We start from the raw sequence: 21,956 nt of genomic DNA, 5'->3' as shown, positions 1-21,956 counted from the left end.
AAACCCCGTGGAGGGCTTCGAATCTACGAAGTCATACCACGGGGTTTAGTCTCCACCTCTTTCGCTCATACTGGGAGTATGAGCTTATGAAGTAACGTTTCGTTTCATTTTTATAAAAGAATTTGATTAGAAACCGTCACAGTCACATCGACAGTTCTTACAACTTTACCACCCTTCATAACTTGAACGGTAAGTGTATATGTTCCGTCGTCAACACTTGTTACAGTAACTTCACCTGTATCATTATCTACAGAGACAGTCGCTATTTCATCATCTTCACCTACAAGATTAAGCGTTTCACCTGTAGCATTGTCTAACGTGATAGTTGTATTTGCTGTAGAACCAGCATTTTTATTGTCAATTGTAAGAGTGGTAGGTGTTGCTTCTGCTTCTGTAATTACTGCATCATTAAATGTGGTTAAAGCATCATTTAATGATGCTGTTGCAGCGCTCAACTCTGCTGCTGTTTTTGTAGCACGCGCATCGTATACACCTTGCGCTGTTGCGATTGCCGCCCCCAGTGCATCACGGTCTGCTTTCGCTGCTTGATCTACACCTGTTCCTTCTGTGTGTGCAGCTAGCGCTTGATTTGCTTCAGTGATTTTGTTGTCATTTAGCGCCGCTGCTGCTTCCAGAGCTGCAATCGCTGCTTCTGCATCAGTCAGCTTCGTGATGTCTCCCACTAGAGCTTTTTGTGCATTGGTTAATGCCATGTACGCTGCTCGTGCATTTGTCACTGCCGTTTTGTTAGCTAGAGTTACATCCGCTTTTGCAGATAATGCCGCAATACTTTCTTTCACTAGGGCCGCTGCTGCTTGATCTACTGCTGCTGCTGCTTCCAAAGCCGCAATCGCTGCTTCTGCATCAGTCAGCTTCGTGATGTCTCCCACTAGAGCTTTTTGTGTCGCTGTTAACGCAGTGTACGCTGCTCGTGCATTTGTCACTGCCGTTTTGTTAGCTAGAGTTACATCCGCTTTTGCAGGTAATGCCGCAATACTTACTTTCACTGGATCCGCTGCTGCTTGATCTACTGCTGCTGCTTCCAAAGCCGCAATCGCTGCTTCTGCATCAGCCAGCTTCGTGATGTCTCCCACTAGAGCTTTTTGTGCATTGGTTAATGCCGTGTACGCTGCTCGTGCACTTGTCACTGCTGGTTTGTCATTTAGCGTTACCTCTGCTTTTGCAGGTAATGCCGCAATACTTTCTTTCACTAGGGCCGCCGTTGCTTGATCTACTGCTGCTGCTGCTTCCAAAGCCGCAATCGCTGCTTCTGCATCAGCCAGCTTCGTGATGTCTCCCACCAGAGCTTTTTGTGTCGCTGTTAACGCAGTGTACGCTGCCCGTGCACTTGTCACTGCTGGTTTGTCATTTAGCGTTACCTCTGCTTTTGCAGATAATGCCGCAATACTTGCTTTCACTAGGGCCGCTGCTGCTTGATCTACTGCTGCTGCTTCCAAAGCCGCAATCGCTGCTTCTGCATCAGTCAGCTTCGTGATGTCTCCCACTAGAGCTTTTTGTGCATTGGTTAATGCCATGTACGCTGCTCGTGCATTTGTCACTGCCGTTTTGTTAGCTAGAGTTACATCCGCTTTTGCAGGTAATGCCGCAATACTTTCTTTCACTGGGGCCGCTGCTGCTTGATCTACTGCTGCTGCTTCCAAAGCCGCAATCGCTGCTTCTGCATCAGCCAGCTTCGTGATGTCTCCCACTAGAGCTTTTTGTGCATTGGTTAATGCCGTGTACGCTGCTCGTGCACTTGTCACTGCTGGTTTGTCATTTAGCTTTACCTCTGCTTTTGCAGGTAATGCCGCAATACTTTCTTTCACTGGGGCCGCTGCTGCTTGATCTGCTGTTGTTGCTTCCAGAGTCGCAATCGCTTCTTCTGCATCAGTCAACTTCGTGATGTCTCCCACCAGGGCTTTTTGTGTCGCTGTTAACGCAGTGTACGCTGCCCGTGCACTTGTCACTGCTGGTTTGTCATTTAGCGTTACCTCTGCTTTTGCAGGTAATGCCGCAATACTTTCTTTCACTGGGGCCGCCGTTGCTTGATCTGCTGTTGTTGCTTCCAGAGCTGCAATCTTAGCTACCGCATCATTCAGTTTCGTTACTTTACCAGCTGCTACTTGAGCTTTTTGCTCAATTGTCAGCGTATCATAAGCTGCTTTCGCTTCATTGACTGCTGTTTTGTCTGCCAATACTAGTGCTGTTACTGCTGGCAGTGCATCAATTTTCCCTTCCACAGCTGTTACAGCATTAGTAAGGCTATTTTCAGCACTATACGCTTTTTCTACTCGTGCGCTTTCCTCATAATTGCCTTGTTTACGTGTTACCCATACACTACCCGTAGCAGTTCCAAGCTGTTGAATGGTTATAGTTGCAGTCCCATTACTTCCAGCTGTAGCCGTTCCGATTGAACTTCCTCCTGTGGCACCGTTGTAAACTTTGATTATGTCGCCACTGGTCAATCCTGTAACTACCACTGTATCACTAGCTGGGCTGTTGTTATTCGTAACTGTAATCTTGTCTGCAGCTGGTGCTGCCGTTTTAACTATAACGTTTGGACCTCCCTGACTTCCACCGACTGTAACTTGTTGTGTAGCCGTTACATTATTTCCAAGTGGAATGTTTGCCGTCAGGCTTGTTGTGTTCAGCACAACATTAGCATTCTGAAGTGGATTAATACTGTTCCCACCTAACGTTGCTTGGGCATTTACCTGCACGTTTCCAGTTACAGATGTCGTTCCATTAAAATTAATCGTTGCGTTATTAGCTGTAGATGCAATCGTTACATCTCTCAATTGTGCGTTGTCAATCGTTGCCGCTTGTGCAGATGACATAAACAAACCAGCAAACGCCATTGTAGACAGAACTGCTAAAGCGGGAAGTTTCCCCTGTTTCTTCTTGCTCATCAATCGTTCCTCCTCTTCTTATCCAATTATTTTTTATTGAATCGTTGTTGTACCATTAACTGTAATTCCGTGAAGCGTTGTCCCTGTATTTTCTAAGATCAAATTACCGTTGATTGTACCAGTACCGGTGAGTGTAGCACTTGCTTTTACCGTAACCGTCTTACCAGCTGGGATTATTCCATTCAAAGTAACCGTTCCACTCGTAATCTCTATACTCGTAATGCCAGACAGATCGTTTACATTAATGATTGCCCCGTTAGTATATGATTTTTTAGTAGTAGTAGTAGAGGAACCACCGCCACCACCACCGCCGCCATTTGAGGACGAAATAGAAACTGTTACACCTGAAGCAGTTTGTACGTTAGTTGGACGAGTCGCAAATGATACGCCGTTTACATTTACCTTGGCGTTCTCGATCTTACCAGAACCGTACACCTTAGATGCATCATTTACAGTAAGATTCTTCACGTTTGCATCAGACATTACAGTAAGGGAAGCACCCTCTGCACCCTTGCTTACATCCAGACTGTCTACTTTCCCGTTCGAAAGCTCAATTGATGCTTTGCCGTCTACTGTTACACTATCAAAATTACCAACTAGCTTTACAGTTCCGCTAGATACCGCAGCAATCGAGATCGTACCGAATCCTTTCGCAGATGAAGACAGGCTGCCCTGTTCGATCTTCGCACCTGATTGCACGACAACTGAGCTTGCTGCTGTCGTACCGGATGCCACCAGATGCACATCGTTCTTATTCACGACAACTTTGCCTAGCGTGGAATCAGCGGCATAGATGGAGTTCGATCCTCCGCCTTTAACAGTGGTTGTACCTTTCACTGTCACATTATTCAGATATACATTGCCGCTACCGACCGATTCCGCGATGAGCAAGTTACCATCGATCACTGTATTCTGAAGCTTCACATCAGCTGCACTGATAATTACATCACCTTGAATGGTGTCTGTTTTGCCTGCTGATGCCCCATATGTACCTGCCTTGTCATACGTTTTGCCTGGTGCTTGTGACGCTACCGGCGAATCTGTTCCTTTCGCACCCATCGCTTTATCGAGCGTTACAACAGACTCTGCGCGCGTAATGTTAGTAGCCGGTTTGAAGGTTCCATCCGGGTACCCATTCATGATTTTATTAGCAGCAACACTACCAACTGCTCCTTTAGCCCAGGAAGCGATTGCCTGTCCATCCTGGAAAGAGCTCGCTTCGGTTCCTTGAAGCTTCAACAAGCGCTGAATAATCGCTGCTGCTTCCTGGCGGCTAATCTTGTTATTCGGTTTCATCGTGCCATCTTCATAGCCACTGATGTAGCCTGCTGCTTTCGCCTTCGCTACTTCGCTATAGAACCACTGGCTCGGAGCAACATCCGTGTAGGTAATCGTCGCTACTTCTGTAAAACCAAACGATTGGTTAACCAGTCGGATGAATTCCGCACGCGTAATGCTGTTATTCGGCTTGAAGGTTCCATCCTCATATCCCTTCACATAACCAGCGTCTACCCATTTCGTAATTTGGTTTTGTGCCCAGTGGTTTTCTACGTCTTTAGCCTGAGCAAATACTGCTGTTCCGGCTGATAAAACGAGTGTACTAGCCAAGAATGTACTTGAGCACACCTTGAATACTTTTTTATAAAGCTTCATCGTATCCCTCCTAATAGATATGTACTTCGACCTGTAATAAATAATCAATAATACCTACTTATTTTTCGTACAACCCAATTATAGCACAGAGTTTACAAATTAAGGGGCACTTAATCAAAAAAAAATACTACCTGCATCTTATTAAAAAAGATACAGATAGTACAAAATAATTACTTTACATCTACTGACCACTCACTGAAATCAGGCTCCGCCTTCTTTAAAGTCGCGGCATCATACTCCAGCACAAGACGCTGCACCGACTTCGGCTCCACCTTCACAGCCGAGAAATCAAACGCCTGCGACGCCACCTCATCACGTGCTGCATCCAGCACCGTGAATACCATGCCATCCGTCAGCTCTACAACCTCATCCTTGCCGTTACGCAGCAGAAGCTCTACCACCAGCTCACCATGCTCACCCTGACCGAGTGACGTGCCGAACATATTGACCTGGCCTTCTGTCTCATGAATTGCCCGCTCGATCGCATCGAGCACCTGCTGATCTTGTGCTTCCACATGCTCGTCCTGCGAGAAATCTCCGCTCTGTTCAAAGTCAAGCTCTGTCACCGCCCGCATCACGCGGCCATCCTCCATATGGAACCCGACCATCCAATTCGAGAAATCCGCCTGCTGGACACGAAAATCACTATACGGTAGGAAGAAGCGGCATGGCATCGCCGTACGTGCCGGAATCTCACCAAAGCTTGTCAGATCAAACATGCTGCGTGCTACCATATTATGATGCGCATCAATCAGCACAACCGGCACGGTGCCAACCTCAATGTCAGCATCCATATTATTGCGCATAATCGCTTGCAGTACCATACCGGCTTCATCCTGGGTAAGCTTGTACCCATCAATGGACAGCTCGCCTTCCGCCATCTCCGGCAGTTCCCCGACGAAGAACTGCAATACATACCGCTCTTCCATCGAGATTCCTGTATCTACATCCTGCGGGAAGTGCAGTGGCAGAACAGCTGACGCTACCTCTTCCGCAGGCGTATCATTCGTTTCTTCTATTACAGACCCCGCTTCTGTTTCCTGCTTGGGCTCACTGGAGCGAAGTTTCTTAAAAAATGATAACATGATATACTCCTCCTTCTGGACTCACGCTTATTATATCTCTTTTGGCAAGAAAGAAGAAAGTCCCTGCGGACTCAAGCGGGTACGCAGCCGTGCCAGAGCACGCTGCTTCTGCTTTTTGACCGCTTCGTACGTCATTCCGAGACACATAGCCACATCCCTAAGTGGCAGACCATCCCGAATATGAAGCGTCAGGCAGGCTGCTTCCGTATCCGATACGAGTACCATCCAACTCTCCCAGACGAGCGCTTCTTCCATCGGCTTCTCCACAGCCATAAGCGTTTCCTCCCAGCCTGGCCCCTCCTCATCCCCTGACACCGGAAGCAGATGACGACTGCGCCACAACGCTTCCCGCTCATAAAAATCAGCCAGCGCCCGCCGTACAATCACGAACAAAAATGTAGACAGCTTCGCTCCACGCCCCGCATCATACCGATGTGCATTTTGCCAGCAGGCGATGCGGGCTACCTGCTTCGCTTCTTCCCGCCAGAAACCAGGCGCATACCGTGCCGTCAATCGATTCACAAGCGGCTCCACCTCTGCAAAAAAACGTGCCCATTTCATCTCTTCCATATGGATTCCCTCCCGTGGAGGGCCGGCCCTGCCAATTATGTGCGCACTTTCATCATACGTGCTGGCCACAAACCATGCCGGGCGCTATGGAACGATAGAAATGATTATGTTCTTTTTTTCACATAAAAAATCTACACACTATCCCTTCGATAGCCATGCAAAAAGGCGGTATCATCTCCTGATAAGTATAACTTTCAATACGAGGCTCTGCCTTTCAATTGATACTTCATCAGCAGATGCTCGGCACAGCGCATCTGCTGCTTCACCGTTCCAATCGAATACGGAAGATCGACGGTATGCCGATCTTTGAACATCAACACACAACCGAGCCGCTGTTCTTCATGAACCGCATACATTTTAATAGAGGACAGACATGCGTACAACGTGCGATGCGAGGGATTATCAAAACACGGGTACCAGAATGGAACCAGCACCAGGCTTTCATGCAGCACGAACGGAGGATGCTTGCGTTTCCCGAGCGTTTCATATGCGAAATCACGCAGCAGACGCTCGTCCTTAAAGAACTCCCGACTTAGCTTCCTACGGAACTGCGCTGTCGTACATGGGACATACACCTTCTCTTCCCCGATACAAAGCACGGTTACCTCTCCAATCCCGTCTGCCTGATCTGGATAGAATACATGACCCTCTCGCGCAAATCTTTCCACGGCTCGTTTCAAATCGACCAGTTCAAACATTGTACGCCTCCCTCCATTTGAAAAAAATATCAAATTTTGAATATATAAACATTATAAAGGAAAAAGATGCAGAAAAGAGAGCGTATTCATCGCAAGTTTCGCATTGTTTCTACAAAAGTTACCGTTATTCTACAAAAAACCGCTGACTCTATTAGTAGAGTCAGCGGCATACTTTTTATTCTTGCTGTACCTGTATCTTCGCATTGTCCGATAACAACACCACGTTATCCGTAATGACTGCATCGTTTGCGTTCAATCCGCCCGTAATCAAGGTATTACCGGATTTCTCTTCTCCGATCTGTACCTCTTTGCGTTTCGCACGGTCGCCGTTTACCACATATACATACGCTTTGTTCTGCTCTTTCACCAGTGCCGAGGACGGAACAACGATGCCTGGCTTCGAGCCTTCTGCTATCGCCGTCAGCTCGGTGACCAGACCGGCACGCAGCTTCAGCCCTGGATTTGGCACACTCACTTGAACCGGATACCCTTTCCCTTTCTCATCAACCGGACTCACACTCTTCACCGTTCCGATCGCGGAGACCTTCATGGCATCCACTTTCACATTCATCTTCATGCCTAGGTGAAGATTCGCTAAGTCCGCGCTTGATGCATAGAACAGCACATTCACCGTATTCAAGTTCGTCACCACGAGTACCGGATTCGGTGCCTGTGGCGATACAAGCTCGCCTACTTCATTGTTCTTTACGGCTACAATCCCGTCAATTGGAGACGTCACAGCCGCATCTCTCAGCGCATCTGTCGCGATCTGCGCCGCTACCTGCGCCTGACGAACCCCCTGCTCGCTCGCCTGAATGCCCGCCGTGCCGCTTGCCACACCTACTTGCTTTTGCGCATTGCTATAGCCGCTTGTCGAATTCTCGTACGTAGCATTCGCATTCGCGTATGATTTCTGTGCTACACTTACGTTCTTCTTCGCCGCGCTCAGCCGCTCAACCGCTCCCTTGCGTGCGATCTCTGCACTATTGTAGCCTGTCTGTGCCGTCACAAGCGCTGTCTGCGCCTGCTCAAGCTGTGCTTTCGATGTCGCACCACTTTCATACAACTGCTTCGTACGGTTCAGCTGCGTCGTCGCATCCGTTAGACTTTGCTTGGCTTTTTTCAGCCCATTCTCGGCGTCTGTGACTGCATTCTGTGCTTGCTCAAGACCGCTCTGTGCCTGTGTGATCGCACCTTGTGCCTGCACCATGCCGTTCTTCGCCTGAATCATGCCATTCTTCGATTGGACCACTCCACTTGTCGCCTGCACGACACCCGATTCTTGCGCCGCTTGTGCCGCGCCCACACCCGCTTGGGCTGCTGCTACCGCTGCATTTGCTTTCTCTAGTGTGTTACGCAAATCCTTATCTTCTAGCTTAAACAACAACTGGCCTTGCTTCACTGGTGTACCAACATCAACAGCCATCTGCTCAATTTTCCCCGCTGTCTTCGGTACTACCTTTACTGTTTGCAAAGGCATAACACTTCCTGTATACACTTTACCCGTTCCGATCATGCCTTGTTGTGCATTCACCGTTTTCACCGGAACGACTGTCATCTGCTGCGATGCTTCCTTTGCATTCGTGCTGCATCCCGCTGTTGCTGCTACAAGTGCGCTTAGCGCCACCATCTGTACCGCTGCTCTCATCTTGAATTTCCTCATGCTTCTTCCCTTTCTTTCGCTATTTCTGGTTGCGGCGGTGCCGCTTTTTTTCTTTGAATGAATAACAATACAAGCGGGATAGAAATAAATAATGGAATAGACGAGACAAGGAATGTATCTCCTATCGCCCGCGCTGTCGCATCTAGCTGCATCATTCCTGCCAACGTACTAATCCCGCTCGTTCCGTAATAAGCCTGCACAGTTGAGGCCGCATCAAGTGTCACTGATTCACGCATATGATCAAAATGCAGAGACGCACGATTCTGCATAATCGTCGTCAGCACCGCAATCCCGAATGACGCGGCTACCTGCCGGACAAGATTGGATAAAGAAGACGCATTCCCCATCTCCTTCGGTGCCGTCGCCGCAATCGCATTCATCCCGACCGTGGAGAGAGGCATCATACAGAGTCCAATCCCGATGCCCCGAATCGTCAAAATCAGATTCAACCATTCATGTGAAGTCGTCGCCGTCAACCTATGTAACTCATACGACATAACACTCGTAAGCGTAATGCCCACAAGCCCAATCGGCACAACGCCCACCTTATCGAACAACTTACCAGAGATCGGCATCATAATCGCCATCGCAATCGCCTGTGGCATCAGGAGAATCCCCGTATCAATCGGTGACACCCCCTGGATATTCTGCAAGAACAACGGCGTAAGGAATACCCCGCCATACATGCCGATCATCACAAGACTGCCCGTAATAATGCTCAACGTATAATGAAAATTCCGCAGCAAGCTCAAATTAATGAGCGGCTTCTCTTTGCCTGTCTCCACATAGACGAGAAACACAAGCGACCAGAATGAAATAAAAAATAACGATACAATCTCAAATGATGTCCAGCCTGCTGTCTTCCCATTACTCAGTGCATACAGCAGCGTCCCTGCTGATAAAGACGTTAGAATAAACCCGCCCCAGTCAAACTTCATATTCTCCTGACGCTCCGTCTCCTTCAGAAGCACCCACGTCATCACAATCGCAAACAGCGCGACTGGAATAGTCACGATAAACAGAAACCGCCAATTCAACCATTCAATCAAATATCCACTCAACGTCGGACCGACCGCAGGCGCTACCATCGCGGAGATCCCCCAGAGGCCGAGTGCCGTACCGATCTGTTCACGCGGCATAATCTTGTACACCAATGTCATACTAAGCGGCATAATCACCCCGCCACCCAGTCCGGCAATAACTCGCGCGATAATAAGTGACGTATCACTCCACGCTACTGCACAAAGCGCCGTACCGCCCGTAAACACCCCGAGCGCGATAATCATAAATTTCTTATAGCCTAACTTGTCTCCCATAAAGCCGCTAATCGGAATAATGACCCCTGATGCAAGCATGTATCCGGTCAGAACCCACTGAATCCGTTCCGTTGTCGAGCCGAATACATTCACCAGCTTCGGAAGCGCGACGTTAATGAGACTATTGTTCAGAATCGCGACGAACGCTCCGGCAATAATCGCCAGCAGCGCCAGCCAGGGAGATCCGGCTGATTCCTGGGAAGGAGTACTTGCTGTTGCTGCTGCCATTGCTTCTCCTCCTCCCTACGACACGCGAATTTTGACTTCTACGTTCGTCCCCGGAATTAACTGAACATCAGATGGTTGTTGAATCGCGATCTCAATCGGAATCCGCTGTGTAACTTTGTTGAAGTTCCCACTTGTATTCACAGCCGGTACGAGCGAGAACGTAGAATTCGATGCTATACCCACCTTGCGTACTTTTCCCACCAACTTCTTGCCGCCGAGCGTATCAATCGTCACCTCAACTGGCTGGCCCGCTTTCACACGGGTAATGTATGTTTCCTCGATATTAGCCGACACGTATAACGCATGTGTATCGACCATCAGGGCAACCGGCTGACTTGGTGAGCCAATCTCATGTTCTTTGTTGAATACTTTCGTGACCGTTCCCGCAATCGGCGCACGCATAATGGTTTTGTCGATCATGCTAGGGTCGATATTGGACGTATCCTGCTCCGCGATTTCCTGATTTTGCTGCACGACTTGCCCTTCTTCGACAGGAATTCGCGTTATTTCCCCGGCAATTTGTGGCATAATTCGATACTGATCGCCCTGAATGCGCGCATCTTCTGTTTTCACATAGTGCGCCCCCTGGTACCAGTAGTAATAACCAATTCCGCCGCCACTGACAACCATAAGCGCAAGCAGAATCGTAAGAATTGCTTTTCGTTTCATTGTTCCACCTCTAGTTTTCCCCTGTAATATGTATGGATAGAATTCATTTCTAAGCAAATAATTTGAACACGAAATAAGTGAGCAAAAAACACCTATTTTTTCTGTTCGAGTTTTTCGAGTAAATGATTAGAAAATAGTGTAAGCGTATGAATCAAACGTTCCGTATCTTCTTCCGTCATCCCCGAGAGAAAAAATTCACTGTATTCATCCTGCAAAATTGGAACGTGTTCTTTTAGTTCCGCTGCTTTCGGCTGCGCCTGTACCCAGACTACACGCCGATCATCTTCATCACGGGAACGGCGGACGTATCCCCTTTCTTCGAGTCGGTCAACGATTCCACAGACAGTACTGTTCGATAGACCTACCTGCTTACTGAGATCCGACATCCGCAGACGTTTGCCGTCTTTGAAGCAACGCAGAACGATTAGCTGCGGGGCTGTAATGCCGACTTCGCAGAGTTCACGGGCGACGAGTTCAAAGAAACGCTGGTTAATCTGGCGCAGCAGTAGATGAATCTCCCGGGATACATTTCTCATGACGATCTCCTTTCTGGGTATATTTTCGATCAGAGTATTTCGAATGCGAAATATATGACTTTACTATTATAAATCAGGGAAGTTCTAAAGAACAAGAGAGAAATCTACAAAAATGGATCCCCTTTCTCTTATAAATTTTGCAAGGAAAATAAATATCCTTGTCGAATAGAATATTTAGTAAGGATACCAACCTTTCTCATTGAGTTAGCTACTCTATTAGAGGTTTCGAAGAGGTACTCCTTTTTTTCATGGCGATCAAACCCTATACTTTAAAGGTTAGGAATTGTGAAATTAACTCAATTAGGAGGAAATATTTTGAAACGAATTGCTATATTAGGTATCACATCTCTTCTAGTTACTACTTTGTTCAACCAATCATCTGCCTGGGCAGCATTTAATCAAAACCAAGGAGAGAAAGGGGGATATGCACTTGGTGCTTATGACAAAAACGCTCAACAGCCTACTACATTTAATTATACAAGACAGTCAGCATACGGCAGCATAAACATGCCTGAAACAAAATGGGAGTTCCTCACTGGCGGAAATATTAATTCCTCTCCTGCCATTGCTTCCGATGGCACAATCTACATTGGAAGTAATGATGGAAATCTCTATGCTATTAAGCCAGATGGAACAAAAAAGTGGGAGTTCCTCACGGGTGGAAGTATTAATTCCTCTCCTACCATTGCTTCCGATGGCACGATCTACATTGGAAGTAATGACGGGAAACTATACGCTATTAACCCAGATGGAACAAAAAAATGGGAGTTTCTAATCGGTAGTTCGATTTACTCCTCTCCCACCATTGCCGCTGATGGTACGATCTACATTGGAAGTAATAATGGAAGCCTGTATGCAATCGATGGAAAAGGGACAAAAAAATGGGAGTTTCCAACTGGAGATATAATCAAGAGTTCTCCTGCCATTGCTGCTGACGGGACAATCTATATTGGAAGTTACGATAAAAAGATATATGCCATCAAACCAGACGGAACAGAAAAATGGCAGTTCTCGACCCAAAACTATATTTCAAGTTCTCCTGCCATTGCTGCTGACGGAACAATCTATATCGGGAATAATGATGGAAAATTATATGCACTCAAACCAAATGGAATCGAAAAATGGGAATTCGAAACCGATAACACAATCCAAGGAGCCCCAGCAATTGCTGCTGATGGTACGGTATACGTAGCAAGTAATGACGGGAATCTCTATGCACTTAAACCAGATGGAACAAAAAAGTGGCGTTTTCAAACTAACGGTGAGCTTCCAGTATCCCCAATAATTTCAGCTGATGGGACAATCTATATTGGAAATTACGACAAAAAGATATATGCCGTCAAACCAGATGGAACAGAAAAATGGAAACTTCCAACTTCAGATAAAATTTCTACTTCTGCTACAATCGGTTCTAATGGTACGATCTACATCGGAAGTCAAGATAAAAAATTGTATGCAGTTTCAAGCGCTTCGCCAATAAACACAAATTTATCTAACCTAACTGTAAATCCTGGAACACTAAGCCCTGCTTTTTCAACAACTCAAAATACCTACTCTATCAATGTTGAAAAAAATGTCCCGTATATTACAGTTACAGCAACTACAGCTGATCAAGGTGCCCTGGTTTCAATTAAAGGCAATAAAACTACATCCGCTACGATGGCTCTGGATATAGGTGAAAATGTAATTGCTGTCGTTGTTACAGGCAAAGATAAAACAACGACTCAAACATATACGATTCGTGTTCTTAGAGCTCCTACATGGACTTCAACACCTGTAAGTCAAGCTCCAACTTCTAGTGATAATCCCGATCAGAAAAATCATTTTCCTGATACTCAAGGACACTGGGCCGAAAAGTACATTCAAGAAGCCATTGACAGAGGGATTACACAAGGGTATCCAGATGGAACCTTCCAACCAGATGCATCTATTACTCGAATCGAGTTTATTTCACTTCTTATGCGAGCACTCGATAAGAAAGTGGAAGGAACTACTGTTCTTCCCTTTACAGATCAAAATAATATCCAGAATTGGGGCAAGAATGCTGTAGCGACTGCTGTACAACTAGGTATCACAAAAGGGTATGAAGATCATACCTTCCGTCCAGATCAGTCAATAACACGAGCAGAAATTGTAGCTATGGTAGTTCGTGCTATGAATATTAAGGCAGATACTACATCTAATCTCACTTTTGCTGATGCGGATAAAATACAGCCCTGGGTTAAGGACGATGTAAAAATAGCAATAGCAACCGGGATCATAAAAGGAATTGGAAACAATCGATTCGAACCAAATCAAAAGGCGACAAGATCCGAAGCAATTACAATCATCCTAAACGCTTTACATGCCAAAAAATAAAACTATCTACAATTATAAAGAAGAGCCTTCTGCATAAATAGCAGAAAGCTCTTCTTTAACTTTTATGAAGCAGAAAGTACCCATGGTTTCTGATAGGCTTCAACAAGATTATCGTGGTTAAGCGCTAACTCAAACAACTGCTGTTTCAATTGCTCAACACTCAACCGAGCGCTTGACAGGTCAGCCTTTGTTGCCAGTCCAACATCGAATTGAACCTTCAGCGTATTGTATGCGTCCTGAGCAATCTCCAGCTTTTGCTCTAACACACTATATTGATCTTCGATTTGAAGGATATTGTAATAAAGTGTGCGAACAGCGGAGTCTATTTGCTCTTTTGCATTCGCATACGTATTTTGATTTTTTTCTAAGTCAAGTTTCTTCGTGTCATACGATTCACCTTGACCAGAATTGTAGTTTAGAAGCTTCACATCAACCTGAGCAAGATCAATGTTTTTATTTGCTAACCATACTTGCGGATTCGTATCAATAACACGACCAATATGATTATCCAAATCACTCTCGTTTAACTTCTTAAAATCAGGCTTTTCTGCAAGTTGCGGAACTGCTTTTGTTTCAAGCCCAACCAGTTGATTAAACGTCTGATAGGAACTAGAAACATTTGTTTCCGCTACCTGACTATTCTTCTTGTCAGCTGCATAGTTCTTTTGCGCCCGATCACTGTCTACTAGACTTGCCATCCCATACTGGTACTTATAGAAACTTATATTATTTTGTAACTCAGAGTTTTTCTCTGTTAACAATGCGAGCTGTTTTTTGGATTGTGCCTGCAAAATTGCATTATACGCTTTGCGAGTAGAATACGCAATTTGATCCTTTTTTATTTCCAATTGCTTTTGGGTCATCTGATACCCAATCTCAGCTTTTTCAACCCCCATATAGGCAGAATTAGCTCCCTGATTTCCCGGTCCGGTTGGAACAAAGGACAAGGAGCGACCAAGATTATTTTTCACTTCAAACGAACGGTCAATATCAGCCTGAATGTTTTTTAGCTCTAAACTTTTGTTAAGAGCCTTGTCTATTGCACCCTGATATGTTAATCCTTGCTGTTGTGCAGCAGCCGCCGGAGCTACCTCCGCTGCATAAGCCGGAACTGCTAACGGAAGTAGCAGGCAGGCAGATAGAATAATAGAAGATGCCTTTTTCATATTTTTTACCTCCATTAAAAAAGGAACTCCCGTTAGGGAGTTCCTCTATGAAGTTCTCAAAAATTACTTCTGAGTTCCAACTGTAATTTCGTTAGTTTCTGCGTTCCAATTGATTTGGGCACCCAGAGCGTTGCCGAGGTAACGAACCGGAATCATTACACGGTTGTTAGTCGCAGCACTGCGGTATACAGGTACATCCATAGGTACTTTCGCGCCGTTTACAGTCAGGAACTTGTCGCCAACTTTAGCAACGATTACGCGATCGCCTTTGAAGATTGTAGCTGTGCTTGTTTTGTCATCCCAGATGATGTTGTCATCAGATACGTTCAGTGCGTTAGCAGCGAAACGTACTGGCAGGAATGCACGATCCCAAGCTACGAGTGGAGCAGAATCCATAGTCATTTCTTTGCCATCAACAGTGAATGTTTTGCTGTTGAGTTTGAATACGATGTTAGAAGCAGTTGTATCTTTAGGAGCTGGAGTTACTACGTTAGCAACATCAGCGCTTACTACTGCATCACGAGTAACGTTATTAGAATCACGAGTTTGATCCAGAGCGTTACCAGTTGCATCAAGAGTCAGCTTGCCTTCTGGAACTGTACGGTCTACAGTGAACTTCACGTTAGACAATTTAATTGTAGAAGCAGTTTTACTTGCTGTATCAATCGGGATGATTAATTGATTGTTATCACTGTTCAGTTTAACACCTGTAGATTTAAGTTTCAGATCACCATCTGTAACTGCTACAGTCGGAACTCCCGCAAATTTCACACCAGATGGTGCACTCAGTACGATGTTTCCGTCTAGATTTGTATTTGTAACAACGCCCGCTTTATTCCAGCCATTGTTAAGCTCAGTTACTACTGCTTTCAGAGTGCCAGCAGCATCTTCTTTGATTGTGATATCGCCTGTTGCTTGGTTTTGAACACCAATTTTAAGATCTTTCAGATCTGCAGAAATAGCAACTGGTTTCTTAACTTGTGCAAGTGTGTATTCACCAGTCAGACCTTGCGAGCCGCTAACTTTAACTTTCAGGTCACCTGCTGGAGCATTTGCATCCAGGAATACTTTCAGATCTTTCAGAGTTGTGTCTGTCAGAACTCCACCTGCAGTTACGTTCAGGCTTACTTTACGACGATCATTATCGACAGTAGAACCACTGTTAGTGATTGTAGCATCACCTTTTTTCACTCCTGTATCTTCAGTAGGAAGAGTTTGCCAGTGTGCCCACTCTGGAAGTTCGAGGACAATTGTACGGTTAGACAACAACGATCCCGCGATTCCTTCTTTAATGTTCAGCTTAGTAAGCTCTTGGTCTTGACGACCAGCGTATACAGTTTTAACATCTCCTGATGCAGAAGCTGTTACACCAAACTCAGCAACTTTTGCTGCTACAACTGAAGTCGCTGATACACCAGCGTTGTCGCCTTTTACATCAACCTTCAAATCGCCAAGGTCAGCATCGCTATCAACGGAGATAATTGGTGTTACGTTGAAGAATGCTGGTGTAGAACCTGTATTTACTGCAAGCGGCTTAACTTTCAGACGGGAATAACCATTAGAGTCTATGTCAATAGTGTAAGGAAGGCCAGCAGTCATAGTTGGGTTAACATTCACACCACCTACAGTTGCACCAGTGAATGTGAAACCTTTTGGTAAAACAAAGTTAATTGTGTTAGTAGCATCGAATGCACCTGCACGGTTTTCAGCTACACGAATTGTACCAAGAGTCTGAGCAGCTGCACGACTGATATTCGGAGCATTCAGTGCAACAGCAGTACCACCAGCACTTTGAGCTGTACCAACTACAACATCTCCACTAGTAATACCTGAGTTTGGTGCATAAATGCCAACTTTAACAGAGCCAGTAACACCGTCTAATTTAACTTGTGAGTCAGCAACATTATCAAAATGGAATTCAAGATTAGCTTTTGAAGCAGCACCAGCACCAGTACGGCCACTAATTTGGATAGTGTAACCCTTCGTTGTTTCAGAACCCGGAACAAGCGTAATATCAGCAGCAGCAAAAGCAGTATTCGTAGTTACGAAATCGCCTAAAGTAGCTACAGTAGGGGCAGCCTTGAACTCTACTCCCTGTGGCAATGTGATTGTAATTTGTTGCGGACTTGCAACTGTACCTGTAATAGAACCGATTGTAGAATCTGTTTCAGCTACTCGAACAGTTCCAAGGGAAGCAAAGGTACCTACAGCTGTAGAAGTAGAAAGTACCGGAGTAGTTAATGATACGTTTTCAGTAGCCGCGCTTACCGGAGCTGCGAACGGAGCAGCAAGGGAAGCGAGTAAAGCAGTAGTAGTTAAAACTTTAATAGCTTTTTTCATTGTTTCTCCTCCTAAATTAGGAATATATTTTTGCGGGTTCGCTGCCACTCTACTCTTCTACGTCCAGAATCATAGAGAAGTTGATGCGGTATGCATATACATACCCCTTCAGCATAAGGAACGAGTTCCGCGTTTGCTTCGGTTGAGAGTATAGTTGTTGTCTATCTCTGAGCCCTTCTCCTGTATGTACTTTCATCTCGTCTCGTGGAGCTGGCTCTTTATCTATAAAGCCGAGTGGTTGTATGTAACCAGTAATGAGATGAAAGTCTTGCAAAGATTGTCAGAATCTACTACATTCGATTCTCACATAGGCAAGTATACAATGCTTTGCCTGCGAAGTAAATAGCGAATCTCTCAATTCTTCTTTCCTTGCGATGCAGAACCGAAAGCGTTGTCCGCTTTGTTCTACACTGTATTAGACGACGGTGTTGCGAAAAAGTTGCAGGGCTTTGAAAAAATTTTTTCTTCATTAAATACCCTGGTCAATATTCTCTCGCTCCGCTTTGTCTTACACATACTTAGACGGTGCTTCTTGCGAAAAGTTGCAGGGCTTTGAAAAAAAAACTTTAACCCTTGAAAAAATTTGAGGATGTTCAAAGTGTGGTGAAGGAGCGGGATCAGGCGGAGCCTCGTCACTTTGGTACGCTCGCTACGGAGTGGGAACTGTCCGCCCCAGGTGCCAGACGAACTCGCCCACAAAGGTGCCCGCGATGTATATGCATCGAAGCATTGTGGGCAAAAGCCCGTTCGCCTGACCCCTTCCGCTGGGTAATCGCGTACAGGCGTTCCGTTGCCCCGCCCGATCCCGCTCCTGGCACAATTTGAATAAAACCACTCAAGCGTTATCAAGATGTTAAGCTTTGCTATGCAAGTAAAAAATTAAGAAAGCAATCTTTCGAAAAACTAGTCGCTATCGAGTAAATCCATTCTGGCGGCGAGAGGTTTTTTGTAAACCGAAACGTTGCGGGGAGTGGGAGAAGGGAGTAGCAAGAGAGCGCCTTTACGCGTCTACTCAGCGGAGGGAGAACAGCGAACGGGTCTTTGCCCGCAACACTTCAGCGAACAAACATCGGAGGCTCTTCTTTGCGGGCAAGTTGGCTGAGCTCCCGGAGCGGACACCCGCAGCTTCCCTGCAAGCGTACCAAAGCGAACGGCTCCTCCCTTCTCCCACTCCCCACCATACACTTTCGATTTCACAACAAAAAGACTGCCCCATTCACCATGTTCTGGCTTTTGAGACAGCCTCCACCTTGTCGCTCGTAACAAGCTGAAAAGTTTTTACGCCTGTTCTTCCCTCTCCTGCCGCAGCAGCGACACACTTACCCCGAAGAAAATCCAGAATAGAAAGCCCGTGCCGATAATCGTGTCATTAAACAGTCCCTGGATGAGATACGCGCACCAGCCTGCGAATAGAGCGATGAGCAACCCCTGTCGCTCTGTCTTGATTTTCTGCTTCAATATGTACACATGCTGAGCCACATGACGCAGCAGCATGTACAAAAATGAGAGTAATACAATGACACCGGAGCCGTATGCGATTCCTAGATATGTGTTGTGCGGCTTATCGACAATGGTTTTGACATCATTAAGCCCCGAATTTTTATACGGGTCATCCTGCGGAAAATGATAAGCTAACGTGTCCATCCCGAATCCAAACACCGGATGCTGCTTAATGAGTTCAATCGTTTTCGACCAGATATACACCCGCCCGGTACCAGCTCCCCACCGCTGCGGCGGAAGGGTAAACTCATCTTCATTGTTCGCCGCAGCCGCTGCGGCAACATCCATAGCAAACGGTGAATCATCATGCTCCAAGGTACGCCATCTCTGTATGTCCTCACCTTCAGGCGACATGCTGATCGTTGTCTCCGAAGTCCCAAGGAAAAAACCGATACTCTTATCCCACACGCGTGCATTATGCTGATACAAGGTCGCAAGCACACCCGCAAATAGTAGAAGTGCCACCCCCAAGGTTAGCATCCCTGCTTTTTTCTGAATACTAAAGCCTATAAACAACAGAATCATCGGGATCATCACCACAATCGTAAAAAAACCACTGATCGAAAGCGATGTAAGTACAAGCGTAAAGGCTGCGACTGCCCCTGCCACATCAATCACTCGTTCTTTCATCGTTCTCGCAACGATCGCTTTGGCGAGAAACAGAACAGCTAGTGTTCCACCAATCCCACTGACATAGTTCGGATTGTTAATGGTACTATTGAAAAAGCCGTTCACTGTCTGCTTATTAATAGTAGCTGGCAGCAGAATGCCGGAAATAAACGCATTGTGTAATAAGTCCGCGCCATAAAAGTACGCCACGCCCAGCACTAGATTCACACCGAGTAAGACATACGTAGCATACAGCAGCATACGCACCCGTCTTTCAGTGTATAGAATCGTCGTCGCTATGAAAAACAGACAGAAATACATCAGATAGGTAATCGTTCCTTCGTGGCGATTATACTGACCGAATAAGGCAATCGTTTTATTCTCGGCTAACACGCCAGAGAGCACGACAAACCCGAACATCAAGGCCAGTGGTACATTTACATAGCTCGCCGGAATCTCGTATCCGTTGCCAAACATTTTGTATAAAAATATAAGAACCATCAATCCCGTCATGATCTGCAGCCAGATAAACTTGTAGTAGGTAAAAAAATCAGCCTTCGTCCCCGAGTCTATGACGGTTCCCGTAATGACAGGTGAATTGAAATCCAGTGCGGCTACCCTTGTCAGCAAGGGAATGACCACGATGGTCAAAATCAATAGACCCGTCAGAATGCGATCGGTATTCTTCTGCCCTTCCAGTTTCAGCATCTGATCGACACGGGCCTTTTGCTTTTTTTTGCTCACGTTCCATTTCCCCTCGTCTATTGTTTGGCTTCTTTTTCCGCTATGTCTGCCAGCAGTACATGTGCTTGCTCTGTAAACTGCGGATGCTGATTCAGCTTTTCTACTTCTTTCAGATAACGGGTCGCTCTTTTGTAATCCTGTACGTGATACAACACTTCGCCATACTGTAATACGTATTGCTGATTTCGTACCAGAAACGGACGCTGCTTCCTTGCCTTCTCATACCATTCCGCTGCTTCCTGATACTTTTGCTGTCCTGCCAGACTTATCCCATATTGCCATTGCACAAGATAACTATTGGGATACGAAGCGATGAGCTGCTCCAGTTCTTTCTGTGCACTTGCATAATCTCGTTGGGCGAACTTCTCCTGAATGTCCTTGAATGCGCCCGCTCCTTGTTTGTATGTCTCATCTTGCTTACTCCCGAGAACACTCGTGATAATAATGGCTACAATCCCCAGTGCAAGCAAAAGACTGACCAGAATATTCCGCATTCTCCCAGAGAATTTCTTCTCCATACTGGCTATCCCCCTACTGTTTTTTGTTTTTCACTTTCCTCTTGCTGCGGCATACCTCTCGCCTTCTCCCACTGAAACACGACGCGAATCGTCTGCAACAGCACCTTAATATCTAATGCAAGCGAGTAGTTCTGCACATACATAAGATCAAATCGCAGTTTATCCTCTACGGTTGTGTTATACCGCGCCATTATCTGCGCCAGCCCTGTAATCCCCGGCTTCACGGACATCCGATATGCATAATCCGGCAGCGCTTCGCTAAACTGCTCAATAAACACAGCTCGTTCCGGGCGCGGGCCGATCAGGCTCATCTCTCCCTTCAATACATTCCACAATTGTGGGATTTCATCGAGTCGTGTAGCTCGAATGAAGTGACCAACCGGGGTAATGCGCGGATCTTTGTCTACCGCAAGCATTGGACCAGTATACTTCTCTGCATCCTGTACCATGCTGCGAAACTTATAAATCCGATATTCTTTACCATGACGACCCATCCGCTCCTGCTTAAAAATCGCCGGACCACGCGATGTGGCTGGCACAAGAATAAACAAAATGAGGATAACCGGGCTGAGTATGATCAGTAACGTAAGGGATACGATGATGTCAAACACACGTTTCCCAAATAGCTGGGCCACACTCAAACCAGGTGGCTGCACAGATAGAACGAGCATGTCATCGATTTGCTGAGGCTCCGCGTTCAGAATGAACAGCTCGAACAGTTCCGGGACGAGCAAGACTTCCTTGCCATATCGGGCGCAATAGCTGAGAATCTCTGCCCGCTCTTCCCGGGAAAGCAGCGGACTTAGCAGCACAACATCTACGTCATGAATCAGATCGGTCCTCTCTTTCCAGCATGCTGCTTCAAGCCGATCATGGATCACAAACCAGCCTTCGATATGCTGGTGGAATTTCTGTGCAAAAAGTGCGGCCTGTTCTTTCGTATGATCAATGATGAGCACGCTCCGACGTCCATACTTTCGCTTCGCTGCCCACCATACGAACGAGCGTATTCCTATGAACAGAATAACCTGGATGAAAAAGGTCAACACAATCACACTTCGCGGAAAGGAGAACCCGCGATACCAGAACGTTAGGATCATCGTAATCAAGCTAAGTGTCCCAATGGAAAGAACAATGGCATATACGAGATTGTACAGACTTTTTCGGCGCCAGTTCGAATACAAGTCGAACATATAGAAGACGACAAGAGAAACAAGCGACAGCTCTATGCATACGCTCTCATACGAACGCCAGTTATACAGCGGGATGTTGCCGCCAAACTTCACACGAAATGCGAGAATAATGCCGATGTTTACGACTAGCAGATCAAAGCAGGCAAACAATACCTTTGATAGTTTTACAAAAATATTTCTCCCCATATTTTTGCTCCAGTC

At 46.1% G+C, this 21,956-nt stretch carries 16 protein-coding genes; 2 read left to right on the top strand and 14 right to left on the bottom strand.

Annotated features, from left to right (window positions below; genetic code table 11):
- Positions 1–110: 110 nt before the first annotated feature.
- The 9 genes from CB4_RS03310 to CB4_RS03270 all read right to left on the bottom strand — a co-directional run bounded on the left by CB4_RS03310 (position 111) and on the right by CB4_RS03270 (position 11,327).
- On the bottom strand, positions 111–2,909 hold the full coding sequence (locus CB4_RS03310; RefSeq protein WP_096463575.1) for a hypothetical protein: 2,799 nt from the start codon (positions 2,907–2,909) through the stop codon (positions 111–113).
- A gap of 33 nt (positions 2,910–2,942) precedes the next feature.
- Entirely contained in the window at positions 2,943–4,562 is a 1,620-nt protein-coding gene (locus CB4_RS03305) for an S-layer homology domain-containing protein (RefSeq protein ID WP_096463574.1), read from the bottom strand.
- 170 nt (positions 4,563–4,732) lie between these two features.
- Entirely contained in the window at positions 4,733–5,647 is a 915-nt protein-coding gene (locus CB4_RS03300) for an SLAP domain-containing protein (protein ID WP_096463573.1), read from the bottom strand.
- Positions 5,648–5,677: 30 nt separating this feature from the next.
- Positions 5,678–6,217: a sigma-70 family RNA polymerase sigma factor gene (locus CB4_RS03295; RefSeq protein WP_096463572.1), complete on the bottom strand. Its 540-nt coding sequence runs from the start codon at positions 6,215–6,217 to the stop codon at positions 5,678–5,680.
- A gap of 194 nt (positions 6,218–6,411) precedes the next feature.
- The gene (locus CB4_RS03290; RefSeq protein WP_096463571.1) at positions 6,412–6,915 is read right to left on the bottom strand and encodes a competence protein ComK; all 504 of its coding nucleotides are present in this window, start codon (positions 6,913–6,915) and stop codon (positions 6,412–6,414) included.
- Between the two features lie 175 nt (positions 6,916–7,090).
- Complete coding sequence (locus CB4_RS03285; RefSeq protein WP_096463570.1) at positions 7,091–8,563, bottom strand: efflux RND transporter periplasmic adaptor subunit; 1,473 nt, start codon at positions 8,561–8,563, stop codon at positions 7,091–7,093.
- Positions 8,564–8,574: 11 nt separating this feature from the next.
- Entirely contained in the window at positions 8,575–10,122 is a 1,548-nt protein-coding gene (locus tag CB4_RS03280) for a DHA2 family efflux MFS transporter permease subunit (protein ID WP_096463569.1), read from the bottom strand.
- Between the two features lie 15 nt (positions 10,123–10,137).
- Positions 10,138–10,791 (bottom strand): HlyD family secretion protein, encoded by a 654-nt coding sequence (locus CB4_RS03275; protein WP_096463568.1) that lies wholly within the window; start codon positions 10,789–10,791, stop codon positions 10,138–10,140.
- Between the two features lie 92 nt (positions 10,792–10,883).
- Entirely contained in the window at positions 10,884–11,327 is a 444-nt protein-coding gene (locus CB4_RS03270; protein ID WP_096463567.1) for a MarR family winged helix-turn-helix transcriptional regulator, read from the bottom strand.
- Positions 11,328–11,642: 315 nt separating this feature from the next.
- Here CB4_RS03270 and CB4_RS03265 point away from each other — a divergent pair, with 315 nt between their 5' ends.
- A complete protein-coding gene (locus CB4_RS03265; protein WP_096463566.1) occupies positions 11,643–13,685 on the top strand; it encodes an S-layer homology domain-containing protein in 2,043 nt (680 codons plus the stop codon).
- Positions 13,686–13,747: 62 nt separating this feature from the next.
- Here CB4_RS03265 and CB4_RS03260 read toward each other — a convergent pair whose 3' ends face one another.
- Positions 13,748–14,851 carry a TolC family protein gene (locus CB4_RS03260; protein ID WP_172890765.1) on the bottom strand — a complete coding sequence of 368 codons (1,104 nt, stop codon included), beginning with the start codon at positions 14,849–14,851 and terminating at the stop codon, positions 13,748–13,750.
- A gap of 63 nt (positions 14,852–14,914) precedes the next feature.
- A complete protein-coding gene (locus CB4_RS03255) occupies positions 14,915–17,191 on the bottom strand; it encodes a copper amine oxidase N-terminal domain-containing protein (RefSeq protein WP_096463564.1) in 2,277 nt (758 codons plus the stop codon).
- 600 nt (positions 17,192–17,791) lie between these two features.
- Here CB4_RS03255 and CB4_RS21395 point away from each other — a divergent pair.
- Positions 17,792–18,016: a hypothetical protein gene (locus tag CB4_RS21395; RefSeq protein WP_146226608.1), complete on the top strand. Its 225-nt coding sequence runs from the start codon at positions 17,792–17,794 to the stop codon at positions 18,014–18,016.
- Between the two features lie 453 nt (positions 18,017–18,469).
- On the opposite strand, the gene CB4_RS03250 is transcribed toward CB4_RS21395, so the two are convergent.
- From CB4_RS03250 to CB4_RS03240, 3 genes are read right to left on the bottom strand one after another with little or no spacing between them, the layout of a single operon-like run.
- Positions 18,470–20,044 carry an O-antigen ligase family protein gene (locus tag CB4_RS03250; RefSeq protein WP_096463563.1) on the bottom strand — a complete coding sequence of 525 codons (1,575 nt, stop codon included), beginning with the start codon at positions 20,042–20,044 and terminating at the stop codon, positions 18,470–18,472.
- Positions 20,045–20,061: 17 nt separating this feature from the next.
- Positions 20,062–20,562, bottom strand: a complete 501-nt coding sequence (locus CB4_RS03245; protein WP_096463562.1) for a tetratricopeptide repeat protein — start codon at positions 20,560–20,562, stop codon at positions 20,062–20,064.
- 5 nt (positions 20,563–20,567) lie between these two features.
- Positions 20,568–21,941 carry a sugar transferase gene (locus CB4_RS03240; RefSeq protein ID WP_096463561.1) on the bottom strand — a complete coding sequence of 458 codons (1,374 nt, stop codon included), beginning with the start codon at positions 21,939–21,941 and terminating at the stop codon, positions 20,568–20,570.
- Positions 21,942–21,956: the final 15 nt, after the last annotated feature.

Source organism: Aneurinibacillus soli (assembly GCF_002355375.1).
GTDB classification, from domain to species: domain Bacteria; phylum Bacillota; class Bacilli; order Aneurinibacillales; family Aneurinibacillaceae; genus Aneurinibacillus; species Aneurinibacillus soli.
Note: the sequence above shows the minus strand (reverse complement) of the source record. Positions and strands in the feature narration are given on the sequence as shown.